The organism is Prevotella sp. C0209C1, from assembly GCF_056583855.1.
On the sequence record NZ_JBWPJP010000012.1, the window covers coordinates 28100 to 46010 of the forward strand.

Below are 17911 nucleotides of genomic sequence, written 5' to 3' on the forward strand. Positions count from 1 at the left end.
GAACTCTATATGGAAGCAGACAATAACAGGCAGAAGGTGTTTTATGATGGTATAGACTGGAAGAAGCTACGTTTTTATCAGAAGGCGGACACACTCTATCAGATGACTTTTGTGTTTTGTAAGCGATTTCTTCCTCCTTATGGCGACCGTACTGTAGACCAGATGGTGCAAGCTGCTCGCTCTGGCAAACAGAACATTGTAGAGGGTTCTGAAGACGGCAAGACTTCTACAGAGATGGAACTTCGCCTTTTGAATGTGGCTCGTAGCAGCTTGCAAGAGCTGCGTCAAGACTATGAAGACTATCTTAACACACGTAGGCTTGTTACATGGGGTTCTGCTCACCCACGCTATGATGCTCTTTTAAGTTTTTGTCGTTTGCATAACGCTTATGCTGACTATGCTCCTATCGTTGAGAAGTGTACAGATGAAGAGTTTTGTAACATAGCTCTTTCGGTGTGTCATATCACAGATAAGATGATGTGTAGTTATTTAGATTACCTTCAGAAGCGTTTTATAGAGCAAGGAGGGCTTAAAGAGCGTATGTATGCTGCCCGCACAGGCTATAGACAAAAGATAGATAGCCAGATGAAAGCTCTAAAAAGCGAAAATGCTGCTTTAAAGGAAGAAATAAAAAGGCTAAAAGAGCTTTTGAAAGAGAAAAAGGGTTAGTAGTGGGGGGCTGGGGGGACTAGTAGTACTAGTGGTCCTAGTAGTACTAGTTGTCCTAGTAATACTAGTTGTCCTAGTTTTCCTATAGCTACTAGTTTTCCTAGTAGCTATAGGAAAAGGAAAAATTTTATCTGATAGCTATTTTTTCTACTCTTCTTAGATGCCTACCACCCTCGAAAGTAGCTTTTAAGAAAGCATCAAGTATCTTTTCGGCAGTTTTATTATCTATAAAGCGGCCAGGTAATACTATGGCGTTAGCATCATTATGCTGTCGTATAAGTTCTGCAATGTCTTTGTTCCAAGCTAAGCCAGCGCGGACGCCCTGATGCTTATTCATAGTGATAGCCATACCTTCGCCGCTACCGCAGATAGCAATGGCTGGGTAAACCTCGCCTTTCTCTAATGCTTCTGCCAGTGGGTGTGCGTAGTCGGGATAGTCGCAGCTTAGGTCGCTGTTGCAACCAAAGTCTTTATAAGCATATTTATGTTCTTCTAAATACTGAATAACAAACTCCTTCAATGGGAAACCTGCATGGTCGCAAGCTACTCCGATAGTCTTTATTTCCATAAGCTGTTAGGTGTTATGAGCTTTCTTTAAAAGGTTAGAGGTTAGTCTGCCTTAAAAAGAAAAGCTCAGGTTTATAAAAATATTATTTAGAAATATATTTTTTCACTTCTTTAAAGATATTATCAGGGGTGAAGCCAAACTTCTCCTCAAGCACTTTAAATGGTGCCGAAAAGCCAAAGCTCTTTAGTCCATATACCTTTCCTTGCGCGCCTACTAATGCCTCTAAGGTTACTGGTAAGCCTGCCGTGAGACCAAATATTTTAGCGTCAGAAGGTAATACCTCTTGCTGATACTCCTTGCTTTGTCTACGGAAAAGCCCTTCTGAAGGAACGCTTACTACACGCACCTTATAGCCTTCCTTGCGTAGCAGGGTGGCAGCATCTACAAGGGTAGATACTTCAGAGCCATTTGCCAAGAGTATAACATCAAACTTTTCATCAGATCCTTTCACTATATAAGCTCCTTTGCGCACATCGTCATAGTTGTTACCTTGTGGCAAGCTCTTAACATTTTGTCGTGAGAAGATCAGGGCTGTAGGCGTTTCCATGTTCTCCATAGCCATTTGCCAGCATACGGTGGTAGCATCGCTATCCTCAGGACGGAACACCCTAAGGCTGTCTTTACCCTTGTGGTTCTGAAGTTTTTCCATAAGGCGTATTTGTGCTTCCTGCTCCACAGGCTCATGTGTAGGACCATCTTCGCCAACGCGGAAGGCATCATGACTCCACACAAACTTTACTGCTACTTGCATTAAGGCTGCCATACGCACTGCGGGCTTCATATAGTCTGAGAAAACAAAGAAAGTACCCATTGCCGATATCACACCTCCGTGAAGCATCATTCCTATACACATACAGCCCATAGCAAGCTCCGATACTCCTGCTTGGAAGAAAGCACCACTGAAGTCGCCTTTTACAAGGGAGTGGGTTTTGTTAAGGAAACCATCTGTCTTGTCAGAGTTGCTAAGATCGGCAGAGGCTACTATCATGTTAGGCACTTGCTGGGCAAGTATCCCAAGGCAAGCTGCCGATGCGTTTCGGGTAGGAATGTCGCGCTTTTGCTCTAAAGAGCTCCAGTCTATCTTAGGGGCTTTCTTAGAGAACCACTCGTCCATCTGTGCCGATAGCTCTGGGTTTTGTTTCCGCCATTCTTCCTCCTGCTTATGACGTAAGGCTACTATGCGGCGCAGCTCTTCCTTACGATCGTCGTATAGCTTTTTCACCTCTGGGAATATCTGGAAAGCATCTTCGGTGTTACCACCTAAGTGTTTTACCGTGTTAAGGTATGCTTCACCTCCCAAGGGTGCTCCATGTGTCTTCACACTTCCCTCATAGCTTGTGCCATCTGCTTTAACGCCTCCCTTAGCCATTATGGTATTGCCAATTATCAGTGTGGGGCGTTCTGGCTCGTTAATAGCATTAGTGAGAGCCTGTCGTATCTCTTGCACATCGTTACCGTCGATGGTTATAACGTTCCAGTTCCACGACCTGTAACGCATTGCTGTATCTTCACATGACACTGCACCGCAAGCCGTAGATAGCTGCACGTCGTTAGCGTCGTAGAACATTATAAGGTTGTTTAGCCCAAGGTTGCCAGCAAGCCTGCCCACCTCAGAGCTTATACCCTCCTGTATACCACCGTCAGAGATGTAGGTGTATATCTTATGCTGCATCATAGCCTTTGAAAGACGTGCTTCTAAAAACTTTTCTGCCACAGCGGCACCAGCAGCATAGGCATGACCCTGACCAAGAGGGCCAGAAGAGTTTTCTATCCCATGCATTAAGTCGCGCTCTGGGTGTCCCGGAGTAACAGATCCCCATTGACGAAAGTTTTTAATATCGTCAATGGTAAACTTGCCTTGTAGGGTAAGGGCAGAGTAAAGCATTGGCGACATATGGCCGGGGTCTAAATAAAAACGATCTCTACCTGCCCATAATGGCTGGTCGGGATCGTAGACAAGAAATTCCGAGAAGAGTACATTGATAAAGTCGGCACCACCCATAGCACCTCCTGGGTGCCCAGAGTTAGCTTTCTCTACCATTGATACTGATAAGATTCTGATGTTGTCCGCTGCACGGTTCATCAACTCTTTGCAATTCATAATAGGCTTGATTTAAATTTTTATTTAGTGCAAATATATAGAAAAAAAAGATAACACAGAAACGAAATATCTGTTTTATTTAAAAAAAAGCGTTTCTTTCCTCGTAGCTTATTCCACCTCTTCTGCCTCTACGTCTTGTATGTCGTCTTCTATAGGAGTGGCAGTATAAGTGGGGTTTTGGCTTTCAAAGACGCGCTTTACACGCAGACTGCGAAGCAAGATTACTATCTCTATAATGCCATAGAACACAGCTAAATACCCTATTATCATAAGGGGCAGAGCTGCCGCTGCGATGGGCTTGAAAAGTAAAAAGCCAGACACCACTAATGTAACCGTAGGAAAGAGCCAGTAAAAGAAGGGCACGTGGCCATAGCGGCGAGTGGTAGATATGTTTATAAACTGGTTAATAGCACCTATGAGTAGTAGCACTGCTAATATGTAGGCTATCCACTTTATAAAGGTGTTAGGCATTAGGGCTAAGGCTAAGCCTATACACATACTCCCAAAGGCGGTTAGCGGCACCGATGCTTTCCATGAGGCTTTTTGCTTAACTACTCCCTCTACGTCTATGCGCCTCTCTTTATCCTTGGCATGATAAAAGCTTAGGCACGAGATAAGACCAGAGATAAAAAACAACACTCCTATGGTTATGGTTAACCATGTCATCATTTGCTCACGATAAGTTATAAGCAGTATGCCGATAACAAGCACGGCAATGGCTCTGATAGCCGAAATATAAGATACCTTCATAATGTGCAAAAATACAAAATATTATTTATCACAAAGGATTTTAACATGAATATTTTTGTACTTTTGTAAAAAACAATATTATATGTCTACAGTGTTATACCTCCTTAGGCATGGCGAAACTTTCGACAATGCCTCACACATCATGCAGGGACAAACGCAGGGACAGCTTAACGAAAAAGGCATCTCGCAAGCATTAGAGATGGCTCAAAGCATAGCCTCTGAGCATATAGACGTCTTCCTTTCGAGCGACTTGCTTAGAAGTCTGCACACATGCAAGATTATTGCAGCTGCATGCGGTGAGCAGCGAGTAGTTACCACTGCCTTACTTCGCGAAAGAGACTGGGGCAGCTTTACCTCTATGTATATACCCTCTTTAGCTCATCTCAGCGATCCCGACCTTTGGCCTAAAGATATAGAATCCCTTGAAGAGCTAAAGCTAAGGGCTTCCGCTTTCCTTTCTTGGGTAAGGCAGCAATATCCACAAAAGAAGGTGCTTGCCGTGGGGCATGGCATAATAAACAAGGCTGTGCAGAGCGTATATTATAAAAAGCCTATGACAGAGATAGCTCCTATGAGGAACGTAGAGCTTAGAAAGCTCATTTTATAACCTTTCGCTCTTTAGAGATGTTTTCCTTTCAGAGATGTTTTTGTGTATGGATATAGATGATATAGATGAAATGGCGTAAGATAATACATATCGATATGGACGCGTTCTTTGCATCGGTAGAGCAGAGAGATGATGCCTTCTTAAGGGGCAAGCCTGTGGCAGTGGGCTTTGATGGTCCGCGCGGTGTGGTGTCTACTGCCAGCTACGAGGCGCGCCGTTATGGGGTACGCTCGGCTCAGCCTATAGCAAAGGCAAAGCGGCTGTGCCCGGAGCTACATATCGTCAGTCCGCGCATGGAGGTATATAAAGCCGTATCGGCACAGATACACGACATCTTCCATGAATATACTGACCTTGTAGAACCTATATCCTTAGACGAGGCTTTCCTCGACGTTACCCATAACAAGAAAGGTATGCTCTATGCCACTGATATAGCAGAGGAGATACGCCAAGCCATCTTCCGGCAGACACACCTGACAGCCTCTGCAGGGGTTAGCTATAATAAGTTTTTAGCAAAGATAGCTTCAGACATGCGAAAGCCTAATGGCTTCTTCCTCGTACACCCCGACAAGGCACAAGACTTTATAGACTGTCTTCAGGTGGAAAAGTTTTGGGGCGTAGGCAAGAAGACTGCCCAGAAGATGCATTTCATGGGTATCTTCACAGGGGCGCAGCTACGCAAAGTGTCTCGGGCGCACCTTGTAGAGGTCTTCGGAAAGGCAGGCAATACTTATTACGACTTCTCTCGCGGAGAGGATAGCCGCGAGGTGGTGGCAGATAAAGAACGTAAGTCGGTGGGGTGTGAACAAACCTTTTTAGAGGATATACATATAGGGTCGAAGATTATTATAGAGCTTTATCACATCATTCTTGAGCTTGTCAGCCGCATAGAGCGCACACAGTTTCAAGGCAGAACCTTAACCCTTAAGATAAAGTGGGACGCCACTACGCAGGTTACACGTAGCCTTACCCAGCCGACTGCCATTCTCTCTAAAGACGACATTCTACCACTTGCCAAACACCTCCTTCACCAGACCGACTATGAAGCCCGACCCATTCGACTCATGGGGCTTACCGTGTCTTCACCCATAGAGCCTAAGCCTAAGGATAAACATCTATGGAAAGAGGGCTGGTTACCCTTTGAGGGGGAATGGGGATAAAATAGAGCGTAAGGAATGTGCTTTTTGTTTTCTAATCTGAAAGAAAATCATTAAATTTGCAAGAAAAAGCAAGGCTATGCAGTATCAGGTAACTTGTAATAAATGCGGAAAGTCTTTTCTTATCAATGGCGAGGGCGGTAAGGAGATGCATTGCACCTGCCCTTATTGCTCGCAAGAGCTCTTTGTAAGCTTGCCCATTGTGGCACAGCCTGCCCAGCGCGAAGCCCCTTTGCAGGGAGGTATGCCCACAGAGCAGCCCATAGCTAAGAAGCAGGGGTCAAAGGCGTCAAAGGTGCTTTTAGTAGTGCTCATCATAATAGTAGCACTCGGAGCAGGAAGCTTTGCCTTCTTACAGTGGAGAGAACATGAAGAGCTTGCTATAAAAGAGCTACAAGAAAGCCGCAAGGCACATCAAGACTCCCTTTTCCGGGCGCGAGAACAGCAGGAAGCTGCCAAAAGGGCTGAACAGCAAAAGCAGGAGCAGCAGCAAAGGGTGTGCAGGTTTTTAGCCGACTTCTATAAAAAAGCCGTCATTCCTTATGGCGACCCTACTTTTTACACTAAGTATCTCACGCGTTATTGCCAGCAGCTCATCTCTTCAGGCGAGGTGGCTAACGACGGCGATGCGTGGCAGATGTGGTGGGGGCTGTTTGGTATGATGAACTCTTCGCCTAACGATGAGGAGCTTATACGCAACCTTAGGGTAACCCCTATTAACGACACATGGTACAAGGTGCGCCTGTCTGAGGGAGGGCAGACGGAGTTTAGGCACGTAAAGGTGGTTATAGACCATGGCGAGGTGCTTATAGACGATGTAAGGTAAAAGGTTAATATAAGAGTGAGCTAAGATGCAATATGAGGTAGTTTGCAAGCAATGTGGCAGAAGTTTTACCCTTTCCTTAGACAAAGGCTCTAAGACAAGGTGTAAGTGTCCTTACTGTGCTAAGGAGCTTATAGTAGTAACGCCATATAGCTTTGCGGGCGAAGCAGATACCCGTAAGTGGGCAGGGGGGCAAGCCTTTCAAGAGGTACCCGTGCAGCCTTTAGTAGATAATTTAGGCACCTTCCAAGAGCCACTTATTATAGGAAAGCCTGAAAAAAGGTCGTTGAGATTAAAGGTTATCATAGTCTTCGTTATTTTAATGGTGGCGATACTGTTATGTAATACATTATTATATATAATATTTTCGGCAATTTCTAAATAATAAAATAATATTTTCACGATATGAAACAAACAAAGATAGTATGTTCTATTAGCGACCGTCGTTGCGAAGTGGACTTCCTTCGTAAGCTGTTTTTTGCAGGAATGAACGTAGTAAGAATGAACACTGCCCACGCCAGTAAGGAGGGTATACGTAAGATTATACGCAATACCCGTGCCGTATCAGATAAGCTGGCTCTGCTCATAGATACCAAAGGCCCCGAGGTGCGCACAACGGGCTGCCCTTCACCCATTAAGTATCTTACCGGCGAAGAGGTAACCATCATGGGCTGTCCAGAGAAAGATACCTGCCACGATGTTATAGACTTGTCGTACCCTAATTTTGCTGCCGATGTCAAGGTGGGCAACCATGTGCTCTTCGACGATGGTGCTCTTGACATGCTTATAACAGGCATCGAAGGCAATAAGGTAGTAGCTAAGGTGCAGAACGAGGGTTTTTTAGGTGCGCATAAGAGCGTTAATGTGCCGGGAGCACATATAGAGCTGCCTGCCCTCACCGAGAAAGACAAAGCTAACATAGAGCTTGCCATAGAGGAGGATATCGACTTTATTGCTCATTCCTTCGTGCGCTCGGCTGCCGATGTACACGCCGTGCAAGACATCTTAAATGCACACAACTCTAAGATAAAGATTATCTCAAAGATAGAAAACCAAGAAGGAGTGGATAACATCGACGAGATTATAGACGCTTCCTATGGCATCATGATAGCACGAGGCGACCTTGGCATAGAAGTGCCAATAGAGCAGATACCGGGCATTCAGCGCGACATAATATCTAAATGTCTTCTTAAACAGAAACCCGTTATCGTAGCCACACAGATGCTACACACCATGATAGAAAACCCACGACCTACACGCGCCGAGGTTACTGACATTGCTAACGCCATATATAGCAGCACAGACGCACTCATGCTGAGCGGCGAAACGGCAAGCGGTAAGTATCCCCTTGAGGCTGTGCAGACTATGGCACGCATCGCCGAGACTGCCGAGCAAGACAACCACCGCCGAGGATACATAGACGTGCCAGTGAGCAACACCAAGAGCCAAAGAGAGTTTCTTGCTAAAAGTGCTATAGAAGCCACCGAGCAGGTAGGTGTGAAATGTATCATTACAGACAGTGCCACAGGAGCCACTGCGCGCCACCTTGCCTCTTTCCGTGGTCCTAACCCAGTGCTGGCTATGTGCTATAACGATAAGGTGCAGCGACTCTTAAACCTTAGCTACGGTGTCTTACCGGTACACTTAGCTAACCACACCGATAACGAACACATGTTTATGGCTGCCGTGCGCATGCTACGACAGAAAGGATATATAAAGCTCGACGACAAGATAGCTTACTTAGGAGGTTACCTCACACACGAAGGAGGTACTAACTATCTTGAGATAAACACACTTAAGCAGGTATTCGACCCAAGGTATAAGTTCCATAAAGCAAAAGATAAAAAATAAAAACTCTCTACCTCCCTTTAGAAAGAGCGTAACACAAATTTTCTTCCTTACGCATAAAGCGTACTTATCTCTTTCCTTGAGGGAGGTTTTATCGCAACAAGCTATTATCGCTTTAAGGGGTAGAAGAAAGAATAGACAAAAAAAGAGTCGCCTACACTCACGTGTAAGCGATCCTACATGAAATAATCAAGTTTTTATATTTACCAAAAACATAGAGAGACTCTATGTACAAACTTAACTGTTAGGCTTCACAGCCTTTTTTTGTTTTTTTTTATCTAACCTTATGAGATCATAAGATTAAACCAATTAAATTCTGACCATTAGGCTTCACAGCCTTCTACTTATTATTTTTTTAATAATTACAATTCTTTTATATTACCAATTTCTAATTTTCCTTGCTCTAAAACTTACGGGGTAGTAGATGCCAAATAATTTTATCTTACCCTCTAAGATGTCGCCGTACAAAGCTGAATACCTAAGGTAAAACTCTTTATAAAAAGCTCCTCCTACAAAGGTAGTTATAACGCCGTGGTCTATGTCCCACGTGCCTCTTACGAAGCCTAAAGAGCCTTTTGTCATGAAAGAGCCATCGCTATAGAAGGTTAGGCTGCCACCATACCTCGAGTAAAGGCTTACGTCCTGCCATTGGTAGGCGTATTGCTCCACAGAGGTTATAGCCCATGTGCCTATTACAGCACGTTCATCTATATCATTTATATAGTCGTCTTTCTCGCATGCACTAAAGGTTACCATCATGGTAAGGGCAACGAGCATAAGAGATAAAATATTTTTCCTTTCCACTATATATATAATATTGTTTTTACTCAGCTCCTTTTTTCTTTTACAGCTTTATATGCTTGCAAAGATAATAATTTAATTGATATTGGAAAACAAAAGCACCAATTTTTTTTATATGCAGTGTTTTTTACCAGTTGTCGTTCTCATTACCCACTAAGCCGTGTTTGGCAGCCTCTTCTATCTTGTCGAGCAAAACGTTAGAGTAAGCGTAAGACATAACAAACGCCTTGCTCGATGTTATCTTAGCCTGGTGCGTATCTTTCTTGGCAAAGGGATAGCACTGGTCGAGCAGCCATTTCTGTTCTATCCTTTCTGGTATAACTGCAAAGAGACCTCCCATGATGCCGCCTCCTTCAAGCATCGTAACGTCGTAATGGTCTATAGAGTAAGTTACCCTTATCTTACCTTCTTTGATGTCCACTCTTATAACGGGTCTTATGCTTACGTTGTAAGAGTTCATGCCCCCAACATGCTCCGCAATGTTTGCCATATAGCCCGAGGCAATGATGACGCCGCTTTCTTTGTCGTTTAGCTTTATTACCGAGTTGGCATCGTTGAAAGTAGCGGTAAACCAGTAGTTAAGGTTTATGTAAAGCTGCTTTGCCGTCTGCCCATTACAAGGTATTATCTGAACGAAGGTCATGGCTTTGTTTTTGTCGAGCTCAACATTCTTTGAGATCTTTTCTGCGGCTTCTGTCCACTCCACATAGCCATCCAATGTCCGTTCCCCGCCATACTTCTCTTTGGCATATTTCTCAAGTTCGTCTAAACGTATTATCTGTGCATTTGCGCATACTGTTGCCATGACTAAGGCAATCATCAATAACAATTTCTTCATAACCCGATTAGTATTAAAAAAAGAAATTTGAGGTTTACTTATATCTGCAAAGTTAATACATATTAATGTAAACTCTCAATATTTTTTAAAAAAACATTACCTTTGTATTGTAAATCATTTCAACTATTAAACAATATGGAAGAAAAAGATTATTTGAATTGTTTGGAAGATATTGTTAGGGACAAGTGGTCTTTTTTACAGAAATAAGCAAGAGTCACGTTAAAAACAAAGGACGAGGTTCATAATAACATCAAGGTAAAGGGACGAATAAACGCATTTAATGACGCTCTAAGCGTTCACTACACAGACACGCTTTGACAGATAGCTTTTGATAAGTAGTTTTTTGAATGTTAAAAATCAGTAACACGGAGCAAAAACAAACCTAAATGTTTCATATTATGTAAACATATCACGATCTTTGTACCAACAAATAAAGTCTTATATGGCAAAAGGATTTGAGTTAGTAATGCTTGAGGAAGCAAAGAAGTTTGTTCTTGGTCTTCCTCAATCGCCAATGAAGAAGGTACTCTACAATGCTCACAGAATAGCATCGGGAGAGCAGAACGCAGAGTTGTTCAAGAAATTGGAAGGCTCTGACATTTGGGAGTTCCGAACTCTTTACAATGGCATACAATACCGCCTGTTTGCCTTTTGGGACACGAAAGATGAAACGTTGGTGATAGCAACTCACGGTATCGTCAAAAAGACACAGAAGACGCCACCAAAGGAAATTGTCAAGGCGGAGAGAATAAGAATAGAGTATTTCAATGAAAAAGGAGAATAGATATGGAAAAAGTAGGAAGATTCAAAGTGTATTCAATGGGTGAAGTGCTCGATGAGGCATTGGGGACTATCGGTACTCCAGACCGGGACGAGCATGAAAGGAACGTTACCGATGCTGTCCACGCTTTCCAAATAGGCGAGATCATCAAGAAAGCAAGAATCGAGCAAAACCTCACACAAGAGGAATTGGGAGAGCGCATCGGTGTGAAGCGTGCCCAAATCTCACGATTGGAGAAAGGGTACAGCATAAGCATTCCCACTATGAGTAGGGTGTTCAAGGCTCTTGGAGTATCAACGGCATCACTTGATTTAGGAAAAATAGGCAAGGTGGCTCTTTGGTAAATATTGATGCCCCCCCCTCTTTCTCTCTCTGTGTGTCTGAACATAAAAAAAAGAGGACTTCATTGCTGAAATCCTCTTTTTTTAGTACTTTGTGACTCGCATGGGGCTCGAACCCATGACCCCAACATTAAAAGTGTTGTGCTCTACCTGCTGAGCTAGCGAGTCTCCCAAATATTATAGTTGTTATGTGGGTGCAAAGGTAATAAGTATTTCTTAAACGACCAAATTATTTTGTAAAATTTTTCGTTAAAACTTTCGCCATCTTCTTTGTAAGGTTAATAGCCCATACCAAAACAATGATGCCTGTAATTATGGCAAGGGCAGCATCTATCCATGTTATATCCCATAAGTGGGAGCATACGAGGCCTATGATAACTCCTATTTTTACTAACACGTCGCTCATGACGTGCAGGTAAGCAGCGTGGTTGTTAGGGTTGTCTTCAAAGTGTTTTGAGTGTAGGGCGCGAGCGCTTATAAAGTTTACTATAAGTCCTATAGTGGCAATGCTTAGTGCTAAGGGGTAGCTTGTCATGTGGTGATGTGCCTCCATGTGCTCAAAGCCCTCGCTGCAAATAAATATAGATGCCACCATGAGCATTATGCCGCTGGTGAAGGCAGAAAGCTGCATTACTTTTTGGGCGTTGTAAGTGTTGTTATGCCTTTTCTGTTGTTTGCGAACGAAGTAATACGCAAAAAGGTTTAAGCCTATAAGCAGCACGTGCGAACCCATGTGTACGCCGTCGGCAAGTAGTGCCATAGAGCTGGAAAGGTACCCTATGATAATCTCTAAAAGCATTATTATAAAGGTGAAAACTATCACAAAGAGTGTGCGTCGTTCCTCTTTATAATAAGGTGAGAAATTGTTATTATACATGGTCTTCTTTCTTTATTTTTTACTTTTACATGTGTTGTGTATGCTAAGAGAGGTTAGTCTATAAGGTTAAAGTGTTTAAGAGCGTTTGCTATGCCGTCGTCGTCTACAGAGGTGGTAACATAGTTAGCGTGTTCTTTTACCTTATCGTTAGCGTTGCCCATAGCCACTCCTATGCCTGCTACCTTTAGCATATCTCTATCATTGCCCCCATCTCCAAAGGCTATACACTCGTCTATGCCTATGCCTAAGTGTTTTGCTACCTTAGGCAGCGTAAGCCCTTTGTTTATGCCTATTGGCGAGACATCGGCAAAGAGCGGGTGCCATCTTGAAGCCTCACAGCCCGTTAAGGTAGGCATTATGCGCTGCTCTTCTTTCTCGGAGAAGAAGGGCGACATTTGCAGCACAGCTCCGTTAAGCAGAGGCTCTATGGGGTCTTTGATGTTTACAGAGTCTACGCCTAAGCCTTTTACAAAAAGCTCTGTAAAGATGTCGCTATAATTGTGTATAGCCACTTTGTCTTTACCGCATATTGCTAAGGTGTAATTATGCGAAGTGGCGTCAGCCATCATTTTTTTAATATCTTCTTTAGGCAGTTCTTTCATAAATATTGTCTCTTCGCCTATCTGTGCTAATGCTCCGTTAAAGGATATGTAGCCATCTATGAAAGGTTCTATATCTTTTAGGTTGGTAATAAAAGACTTTGGCCGCCCCGTAGAGATAAATATCTTGATGTCTTTTCTTTTCAGTTCTTTTATAGCCTCTATGGTAGAGGGCTGTATCTTGTGTGTTTCAAAAGATACTAAGGTGCCGTCTATATCGAAGAATGCTGCTTTTATTGTCATATAATATTAATGTGTTTAATTTACAAAGGTACAAAAAGTTTTTTGAGTGTTATCAAAAGTAGTGGTTAGACTGCTTAATTTTTATTAAATACCATTTTGCCCTACATTTCTTGCTAAAGAAGCCTTTTTTAGCGGAGGTGTGGACGCTGCGGGGTAGTCTTTTTTTAGTATTAGTTAAGAAAAAAGAGCAGATTTTTTATATAAAGTTTGCGTAAATATATATTTTTTTAGTATTTTTGCATTACGGAATAATCTTTTTAGGTAGATAGTGAAGAAGGCTTATTACATATTGCTGTTATTGTTTCTTATTCTTGTTGGTTGCCAGCTGCGTTGGTCAGATGAGAGTAAGCCGGGTGGTGTTTCTATAAAAATAGAGCGTTTCGACCGTTTAGAGTATCGTTACCTTACCATGGGCGATTATTCTGCTTTGCAGCAAATGGGTATGGAGTATCCTTTTGAGACACGCACCTTAATAGAGAAGGTGCTCAAGATAGGTCAGATAACCGATCCTGATATAAACACTAAGTTTTTAAAGTTTTATCAAGACACTACGTTGCAGACGATAATCTCTTCAGTGCAGTCGAAGTTTAGCAAGATAGACGATATACAAAAGGATCTTAACATATCTTTTTCGAGGCTTAAGCAGCAGATTCCTGATATTAAGCTGCCAAGTGTTTATACACAGATTTCGGCTCTCGACCAAAGCATCGTAACGGGTGATGGCAAGATAGGCATCTCTTTAGATAAGTATTTAGGAAAGGATTATCCTGTTTATAGCCGTTTTTATGATAAGCAGCAGCGTCTTCAGATGAGGCGTGAAGACATTGTGCCAGACTGTCTGACGTTTTACCTTATGAGCATTTTTACCCTTCCCAATTATGATTTACGTTCACAGTTTGAGCGCGACGTTTATATGGCAAAGATACAATGGGTGGTAAATAAGGCTATTGGCTTAAATTATTATCAAGGCAAATATATAGACATGGTGTCTAAGTATATGAAGGCTAATTTGTATATTAAATATGAGGATCTTTTAAAAGATACCGATTTCTCCCCGTTTTTAAGCATTATTTAAGGCTATAAAACATCATCTTTTCATGTGTAAAACATCATCTTTTCGTGGGTAAAACGTCATCTTTTTTAGGGCGAAACATCACCTAAAATTATTGCAGGTAAATTAAGTAACGGAATAACTATTATAAAGGTCATTAACACTGGTGAAAGAAAGGCAGATATTAAAGCCGTTGTTGATTATCTTTGGGAAGACGAGCATAAACACTTTCAAGAAAGGCATTATCCTAAGAAGCATATATATAGAATACTAAAACGTATAGAAAGTTCTTATGAATAAGAAACTCACCTTAAAGAGTTTGATTTCTATTTTGACATGATATATTTGCCTCCTCCCCCTTATATTCTCTCCAATGGGGTGGAATATCGTTGCAGAGTGGTAAGGTGGTGTGTGGATAAGGGGGAGTGGGCGAAAGGTAAGCCAGCTTGGTGGTTTTTATATTTTTACATTTCCCGTTCTTTTCAGGATACCCCACTGCTGCAGTTCGCCTTTGATGGCCTTGAAATAACTCTTGAAAATCACATAGTACATGATCCAGCGATAGAAGAAACGCTGCGGTATGATCCATAACAATGTCCACAACGATTCTTTTTCCACGATGAAAGCCATGATGGATACGCTTGCATCTACAATGAGGAAAATCAGATAGTAGATGAATATCTGCCAGGCATTGCCTGAGAACAGTCCTGCCAACATCAGAACGTCGGCTATAGGCGAGAACGTCGGGATAATGTACTGGAACACGAGCATATTTGGCAAAGCCCACAAGCCAAATCCCTTATAACGGCTGCTGAACAGGTTTCGACGATGTTTCCAGAAAGTCTGCATCACTCCAAAACACCAACGGGTGCGTTGCTTTACAAACTGTCTGATATTTTCGGGAGCTTCGGTCATTGCTATGGCATAGTTTTCGTTCTCGATAACGTAACCCGCCTCGATGATGCGCATCGTCAGGTCGCAGTCTTCAGCAAGCGTGTCGGTTGTGAAATATCCGGCTTTCTCCATGGCTTCCTTGCGGAACGCTCCTATGGCACCAGGCACCACGGTGATGGCGTTAATGGCAGCGTATGCCATTCGATCGAAGTTCTGAGAGGTGATATATTCTATAGCCTGCCAGTTGGTGAGCATGTTGCGGCAGTTGCCAACCTTCACGTTGCCAGCAACGGCTCCCACATGGTTTTTCTTGTCGGCAGCGAAGTGTCTCATTAGCTTGCTCACGGCATCATGGCGCAGCTGCGTATCAGCATCTATACATACCACGAAGTCGGCATCGGTGTGGCTCAGTCCGAAGTTCAGGGCAGCCGCCTTACCACCATTGGGCTTAGTGAAGATAGCCACTTTCGGGTGGCTGCCGAATTTTTCTTTTAGTATGGCAAAGGTATTGTCCTTGCTTCCGTCATCTACTACTACGATATTGAACGAAGGATAGTCTTGTGCAATAAGATTGTAAATCGTGTTCACTACGTTTACCTCCTCGTTATAGGCTGGTACAATGATGGAAACCTTAGGCATATCTTCCTTGTCGAGGTTGTTATAATTGCGTATGCGTTCTTTTCGTTTTTCCTTGAAGACAAGACCATACATGAATATGAGTCGCATAAATCCGAGAACGAGGAATACGAGGAAGAGCGCGGTGATGAAATCGCTCAGATGGTAGATGAATTCTGCCAGTGTGAGGTTCATCTGCATTGCATAGTAAGCCTCTCCTTTCTGTATGGTAGGCATAAGTGTTTCGCGTTTCATTCCCAGATAATCCTCCAGTGAGATGAAGCGATAGCCTTCTTTCTGTAGGGTGGTGATGATGCGCGGCAGTGCTTGTATGGTTGCCTTGCGGGTGGCGCCGCCAGCATCGTGTAGCAGTATGATGTGACCGTCTTCGCGGTGTACGCCGTCGGTAACACGTTGGTAAATCTGGTCGGCTGTTACGCCCGGCATCCAGTCGTTAGGGTCAATGCTTTCGCCCACCATCAGGTAGTTGCGTCGTGAAGCAAGGATCATCGGCTCTATTTCTTCATACTGTGTTGGGTCGCTGTCGGCGTTATATGGGGCACGAAACAGAATGGTACTGTGTCCGGTTATGCTCTCTATAAGCATTCGTGTGAGCTTCAGCTCTGCATAGGTGCGGTAGTCGGAGTTCTCTATCACGTTGTGATGGGTAAAGGTGTGGTTGCCGATGGTGTGTCCGGCTTCATACACTTTCCTCACAATGGGCAGGTTTTTCTCCATCTGCAAACCTACCATGAAGAATGCGGCAGGTACGTGATGTTCCTTCAGAATGCTGAGCACCAGAGGGGTCCACTTGCTGTCGGGGCCGTCATCGAAAGTGATGACGAGGTCTTTGGCGTGGCAGTGTCCTATTTTTGTTACAGTATAGTTAGATGGCAGTTTGCGGTATGTTTCATTGGCTATAAGTCCGTCGTCCTTGTCTTTCACTATGGATATGTAGCCCGGCTGCGGTTCCGACTCCACCTGCAACACTTCTCCGTTGCCCACGAAGTTCACGTCGTCAAGACTTCTTATCTGGAGCAGCTTCTGAAGGTTCCACCTGGAGGAGTTTTCGTAACTCATGTCCTTACCGTAGAAGTTCCATATACGGGAATCTTCCGTACCCAGTCGCCATACGCTGAATCCGGCAAGATGGTATTCTGCTCCGAAGCGCATGATATTATATGATGTGGCAGCATCAGTGAGATAGACCTGATGAGTCTGGTCTTCTCCATCGATGTAGGAGAAGTTGAGGTTGTAGGAATCTTCATTAAAGTCTATCGGAGTACCAGCGTTCAAAGCTGATGCCATGGCTTGGTTGAAGGTTACGGTTTCTCCATCTTTATTCTCGCACCAGTCGTAGCCATAGGCAGCCAGTCCCAGGACGAGCTTGTTGTTAGGGATATTGCGTGCTGCCCAGTCGGTGGCACGTTCTACAAACTGCTGTGAGCAGATGTCGCCCGGCTTGCTTGTCGAGTTGTGCTCGTCGTAAGCCATCAGGAAAAGATAGTCGTTGTACTTGGCGAGCTGCTCCATGTCGTAGTCTTCATTAAAAGGAGCTACATCCTGGGTAACATAGAGTCCTTTCTTATGGAAGACTGCCGAGAGTTCTCTCACAAAGGTTGTTAGCAGGGCGTTGTCGTTTATCTGTAGGTCTTCCAGGTCGATGTTTATTCCGCATAACTTATATTTGATGCAAGCTGCGAGAAGTTTCTCTGTAAACAGTTTTCTCTTGCCTGCATCCTTCATGATGTTGCCGATGGCTTCGCTTCTGAAGTCTTTGCCATAGTTGTTGGTAAGCATCGCCATAACGGGCACGCCTGCCTTCTGCGCCAGACGAAGGGCTTTCTTATTTATCTGAGTACTTAACGCTCCGGTTTTCGGATTGATGAACAGCCATTCGCCTATGAGCAGGTTGATGTGTCTGATGTTGCGCTTGAGCGAAAGCAGCGATCGTTTGTCCCAATTTACGTACCATGCTGCTCGTATTCCAATGCTCGGGTCGTTCCACTCTCTGAGATATTTCTCTTTGAGCTGGTTGCCCTTTCCTGTAAAACGAGTCTTTTTGGCAGCAGCCTCTGCATAAGCGTTGTGCATCTTATTCTCGTGAAAGAAGCGGCGGAAGGATTTGTATTCTTTTGCCGTCTCATTGTTGCGCATGAGTGGCTTTTCTGCGGTCATCACCTTGTGATAGTTGTGTATGAAGGGTATCTTAGGACTGCCTTCCAATGCGAATAAAGTTAGGAATACAATGACGAAGAATATGATTATTGCCCCGATGACTCTCATGCTCCACAGGAACTTTTTCCAGCGAGAACGTGAGTCTGTTTGAAAAATCTGCTTATCCATAT

Annotated in this window: 17 protein-coding genes, 1 tRNA gene and 1 pseudogene; 10 read left to right on the plus strand and 9 right to left on the minus strand. The window is 43.6% G+C overall.

Going from position 1 to position 17911, the window contains the following annotated elements; all coding sequences use genetic code 11:
• Positions 1–9 precede the first annotated feature (9 nt).
• A complete protein-coding gene (locus AC1DCD_RS04775) occupies positions 10–669 on the plus strand; it encodes a four helix bundle suffix domain-containing protein (RefSeq protein ID WP_008450369.1) in 660 nt (219 codons plus the stop codon).
• A gap of 127 nt (positions 670–796) precedes the next feature.
• Here AC1DCD_RS04775 and AC1DCD_RS04780 read toward each other — a convergent pair whose 3' ends face one another.
• The 3 genes from AC1DCD_RS04780 to AC1DCD_RS04790 form a co-directional block, all read right to left on the minus strand.
• Entirely contained in the window at positions 797–1237 is a 441-nt protein-coding gene (locus AC1DCD_RS04780; RefSeq protein ID WP_008450458.1) for an RpiB/LacA/LacB family sugar-phosphate isomerase, read from the minus strand.
• A gap of 82 nt (positions 1238–1319) precedes the next feature.
• Positions 1320–3338 (minus strand): transketolase family protein, encoded by a 2019-nt coding sequence (locus tag AC1DCD_RS04785; RefSeq protein WP_464640617.1) that lies wholly within the window; start codon positions 3336–3338, stop codon positions 1320–1322.
• 108 nt (positions 3339–3446) lie between these two features.
• A complete protein-coding gene (locus AC1DCD_RS04790; RefSeq protein WP_464640615.1) occupies positions 3447–4088 on the minus strand; it encodes an HdeD family acid-resistance protein in 642 nt (213 codons plus the stop codon).
• Positions 4089–4170: 82 nt separating this feature from the next.
• Between AC1DCD_RS04790 and AC1DCD_RS04795 the strand changes: the two genes are divergently transcribed.
• From AC1DCD_RS04795 to pyk, 5 genes are all read left to right on the plus strand, one after another.
• Positions 4171–4695, plus strand: coding sequence for a histidine phosphatase family protein (locus AC1DCD_RS04795; RefSeq protein WP_353586431.1), 525 nt, complete (start codon positions 4171–4173; stop codon positions 4693–4695).
• A gap of 65 nt (positions 4696–4760) precedes the next feature.
• Positions 4761–5855 (plus strand): DNA polymerase IV, encoded by a 1095-nt coding sequence (dinB, locus tag AC1DCD_RS04800; protein WP_464640613.1) that lies wholly within the window; start codon positions 4761–4763, stop codon positions 5853–5855.
• A 76-nt stretch (positions 5856–5931) separates the two neighbouring features.
• Positions 5932–6678 carry a hypothetical protein gene (locus AC1DCD_RS04805; RefSeq protein ID WP_464640611.1) on the plus strand — a complete coding sequence of 249 codons (747 nt, stop codon included), beginning with the start codon at positions 5932–5934 and terminating at the stop codon, positions 6676–6678.
• 25 nt (positions 6679–6703) lie between these two features.
• A complete protein-coding gene (locus AC1DCD_RS04810; RefSeq protein WP_464640609.1) occupies positions 6704–7060 on the plus strand; it encodes a hypothetical protein in 357 nt (118 codons plus the stop codon).
• Positions 7061–7080: 20 nt separating this feature from the next.
• Entirely contained in the window at positions 7081–8526 is a 1446-nt protein-coding gene (gene pyk / locus AC1DCD_RS04815; RefSeq protein WP_008450246.1) for a pyruvate kinase, read from the plus strand.
• Between the two features lie 375 nt (positions 8527–8901).
• Here the strand turns inward: pyk and AC1DCD_RS04820 are convergent, their stop codons facing one another.
• Both AC1DCD_RS04820 and AC1DCD_RS04825 read right to left on the minus strand, forming a co-directional pair.
• Positions 8902–9327 (minus strand): hypothetical protein, encoded by a 426-nt coding sequence (locus tag AC1DCD_RS04820; RefSeq protein ID WP_464640607.1) that lies wholly within the window; start codon positions 9325–9327, stop codon positions 8902–8904.
• A gap of 124 nt (positions 9328–9451) precedes the next feature.
• Positions 9452–10162, minus strand: a complete 711-nt coding sequence (locus AC1DCD_RS04825) for a DUF4468 domain-containing protein (protein WP_464640605.1) — start codon at positions 10160–10162, stop codon at positions 9452–9454.
• Positions 10163–10604: 442 nt separating this feature from the next.
• Between AC1DCD_RS04825 and AC1DCD_RS04830 the strand changes: the two genes are divergently transcribed.
• Entirely contained in the window at positions 10605–10946 is a 342-nt protein-coding gene (locus AC1DCD_RS04830) for a type II toxin-antitoxin system RelE/ParE family toxin (protein ID WP_008450391.1), read from the plus strand.
• A 35-nt stretch (positions 10947–10981) separates the two neighbouring features.
• On the plus strand, positions 10982–11287 hold the full coding sequence (locus tag AC1DCD_RS04835) for a helix-turn-helix domain-containing protein (protein WP_008450522.1): 306 nt from the start codon (positions 10982–10984) through the stop codon (positions 11285–11287).
• Between the two features lie 92 nt (positions 11288–11379).
• Here AC1DCD_RS04835 and AC1DCD_RS04840 read toward each other — a convergent pair.
• The 3 genes from AC1DCD_RS04840 to AC1DCD_RS04850 form a co-directional block, all read right to left on the minus strand.
• Positions 11380–11452, minus strand: a tRNA-Lys gene (locus AC1DCD_RS04840).
• A gap of 61 nt (positions 11453–11513) precedes the next feature.
• Complete coding sequence (locus AC1DCD_RS04845; protein WP_464640602.1) at positions 11514–12161, minus strand: cation diffusion facilitator family transporter; 648 nt, start codon at positions 12159–12161, stop codon at positions 11514–11516.
• Positions 12162–12214: 53 nt separating this feature from the next.
• Entirely contained in the window at positions 12215–13003 is a 789-nt protein-coding gene (locus AC1DCD_RS04850; protein ID WP_464640601.1) for a Cof-type HAD-IIB family hydrolase, read from the minus strand.
• Positions 13004–13271: 268 nt separating this feature from the next.
• On the opposite strand from AC1DCD_RS04850, the gene AC1DCD_RS04855 reads away from it, so the two are divergent.
• Both AC1DCD_RS04855 and AC1DCD_RS04860 read left to right on the plus strand, forming a co-directional pair.
• The gene (locus tag AC1DCD_RS04855; protein ID WP_008450338.1) at positions 13272–14078 is read left to right on the plus strand and encodes a gliding motility protein GldB-related protein; all 807 of its coding nucleotides are present in this window, start codon (positions 13272–13274) and stop codon (positions 14076–14078) included.
• A gap of 285 nt (positions 14079–14363) precedes the next feature.
• A pseudogene (locus tag AC1DCD_RS04860) lies at positions 14364–14483 on the plus strand (site-specific DNA-methyltransferase); the annotation flags it as partial.
• Between the two features lie 27 nt (positions 14484–14510).
• Here the strand turns inward: AC1DCD_RS04860 and AC1DCD_RS04865 are convergent.
• Positions 14511–17909, minus strand: a complete 3399-nt coding sequence (locus tag AC1DCD_RS04865; protein ID WP_464640600.1) for a trifunctional glycoside hydrolase family 18/polysaccharide deacetylase/glycosyltransferase family 2 protein — start codon at positions 17907–17909, stop codon at positions 14511–14513.
• Positions 17910–17911 lie beyond the last annotated feature (2 nt).

Excerpts from the sequence above, each read along its gene's own strand:
- AC1DCD_RS04775 (WP_008450369.1), top strand. The coding sequence starts at position 10 with ATGGAAGCAGACAATAACAGGCAGAAGGTGTTTTATGATGGTATAGAC.
- AC1DCD_RS04780 (WP_008450458.1), bottom strand. The coding sequence starts at position 1,237 with ATGGAAATAAAGACTATCGGAGTAGCTTGCGACCATGCAGGTTTCCCA.
- AC1DCD_RS04785 (WP_464640617.1), bottom strand. The coding sequence starts at position 3,338 with ATGAATTGCAAAGAGTTGATGAACCGTGCAGCGGACAACATCAGAATC.
- AC1DCD_RS04790 (WP_464640615.1), bottom strand. The coding sequence starts at position 4,088 with ATGAAGGTATCTTATATTTCGGCTATCAGAGCCATTGCCGTGCTTGTT.
- AC1DCD_RS04795 (WP_353586431.1), top strand. The coding sequence starts at position 4,171 with ATGTCTACAGTGTTATACCTCCTTAGGCATGGCGAAACTTTCGACAAT.
- dinB (WP_464640613.1), top strand. The coding sequence starts at position 4,761 with ATGAAATGGCGTAAGATAATACATATCGATATGGACGCGTTCTTTGCA.
- AC1DCD_RS04805 (WP_464640611.1), top strand. The coding sequence starts at position 5,932 with ATGCAGTATCAGGTAACTTGTAATAAATGCGGAAAGTCTTTTCTTATC.
- AC1DCD_RS04810 (WP_464640609.1), top strand. The coding sequence starts at position 6,704 with ATGCAATATGAGGTAGTTTGCAAGCAATGTGGCAGAAGTTTTACCCTT.
- pyk (WP_008450246.1), top strand. The coding sequence starts at position 7,081 with ATGAAACAAACAAAGATAGTATGTTCTATTAGCGACCGTCGTTGCGAA.
- AC1DCD_RS04825 (WP_464640605.1), bottom strand. The coding sequence starts at position 10,162 with ATGAAGAAATTGTTATTGATGATTGCCTTAGTCATGGCAACAGTATGC.
- AC1DCD_RS04830 (WP_008450391.1), top strand. The coding sequence starts at position 10,605 with ATGGCAAAAGGATTTGAGTTAGTAATGCTTGAGGAAGCAAAGAAGTTT.
- AC1DCD_RS04835 (WP_008450522.1), top strand. The coding sequence starts at position 10,982 with ATGGGTGAAGTGCTCGATGAGGCATTGGGGACTATCGGTACTCCAGAC.
- AC1DCD_RS04845 (WP_464640602.1), bottom strand. The coding sequence starts at position 12,161 with ATGTATAATAACAATTTCTCACCTTATTATAAAGAGGAACGACGCACA.
- AC1DCD_RS04850 (WP_464640601.1), bottom strand. The coding sequence starts at position 13,003 with ATGACAATAAAAGCAGCATTCTTCGATATAGACGGCACCTTAGTATCT.
- AC1DCD_RS04865 (WP_464640600.1), bottom strand. The coding sequence starts at position 17,909 with ATGGATAAGCAGATTTTTCAAACAGACTCACGTTCTCGCTGGAAAAAG.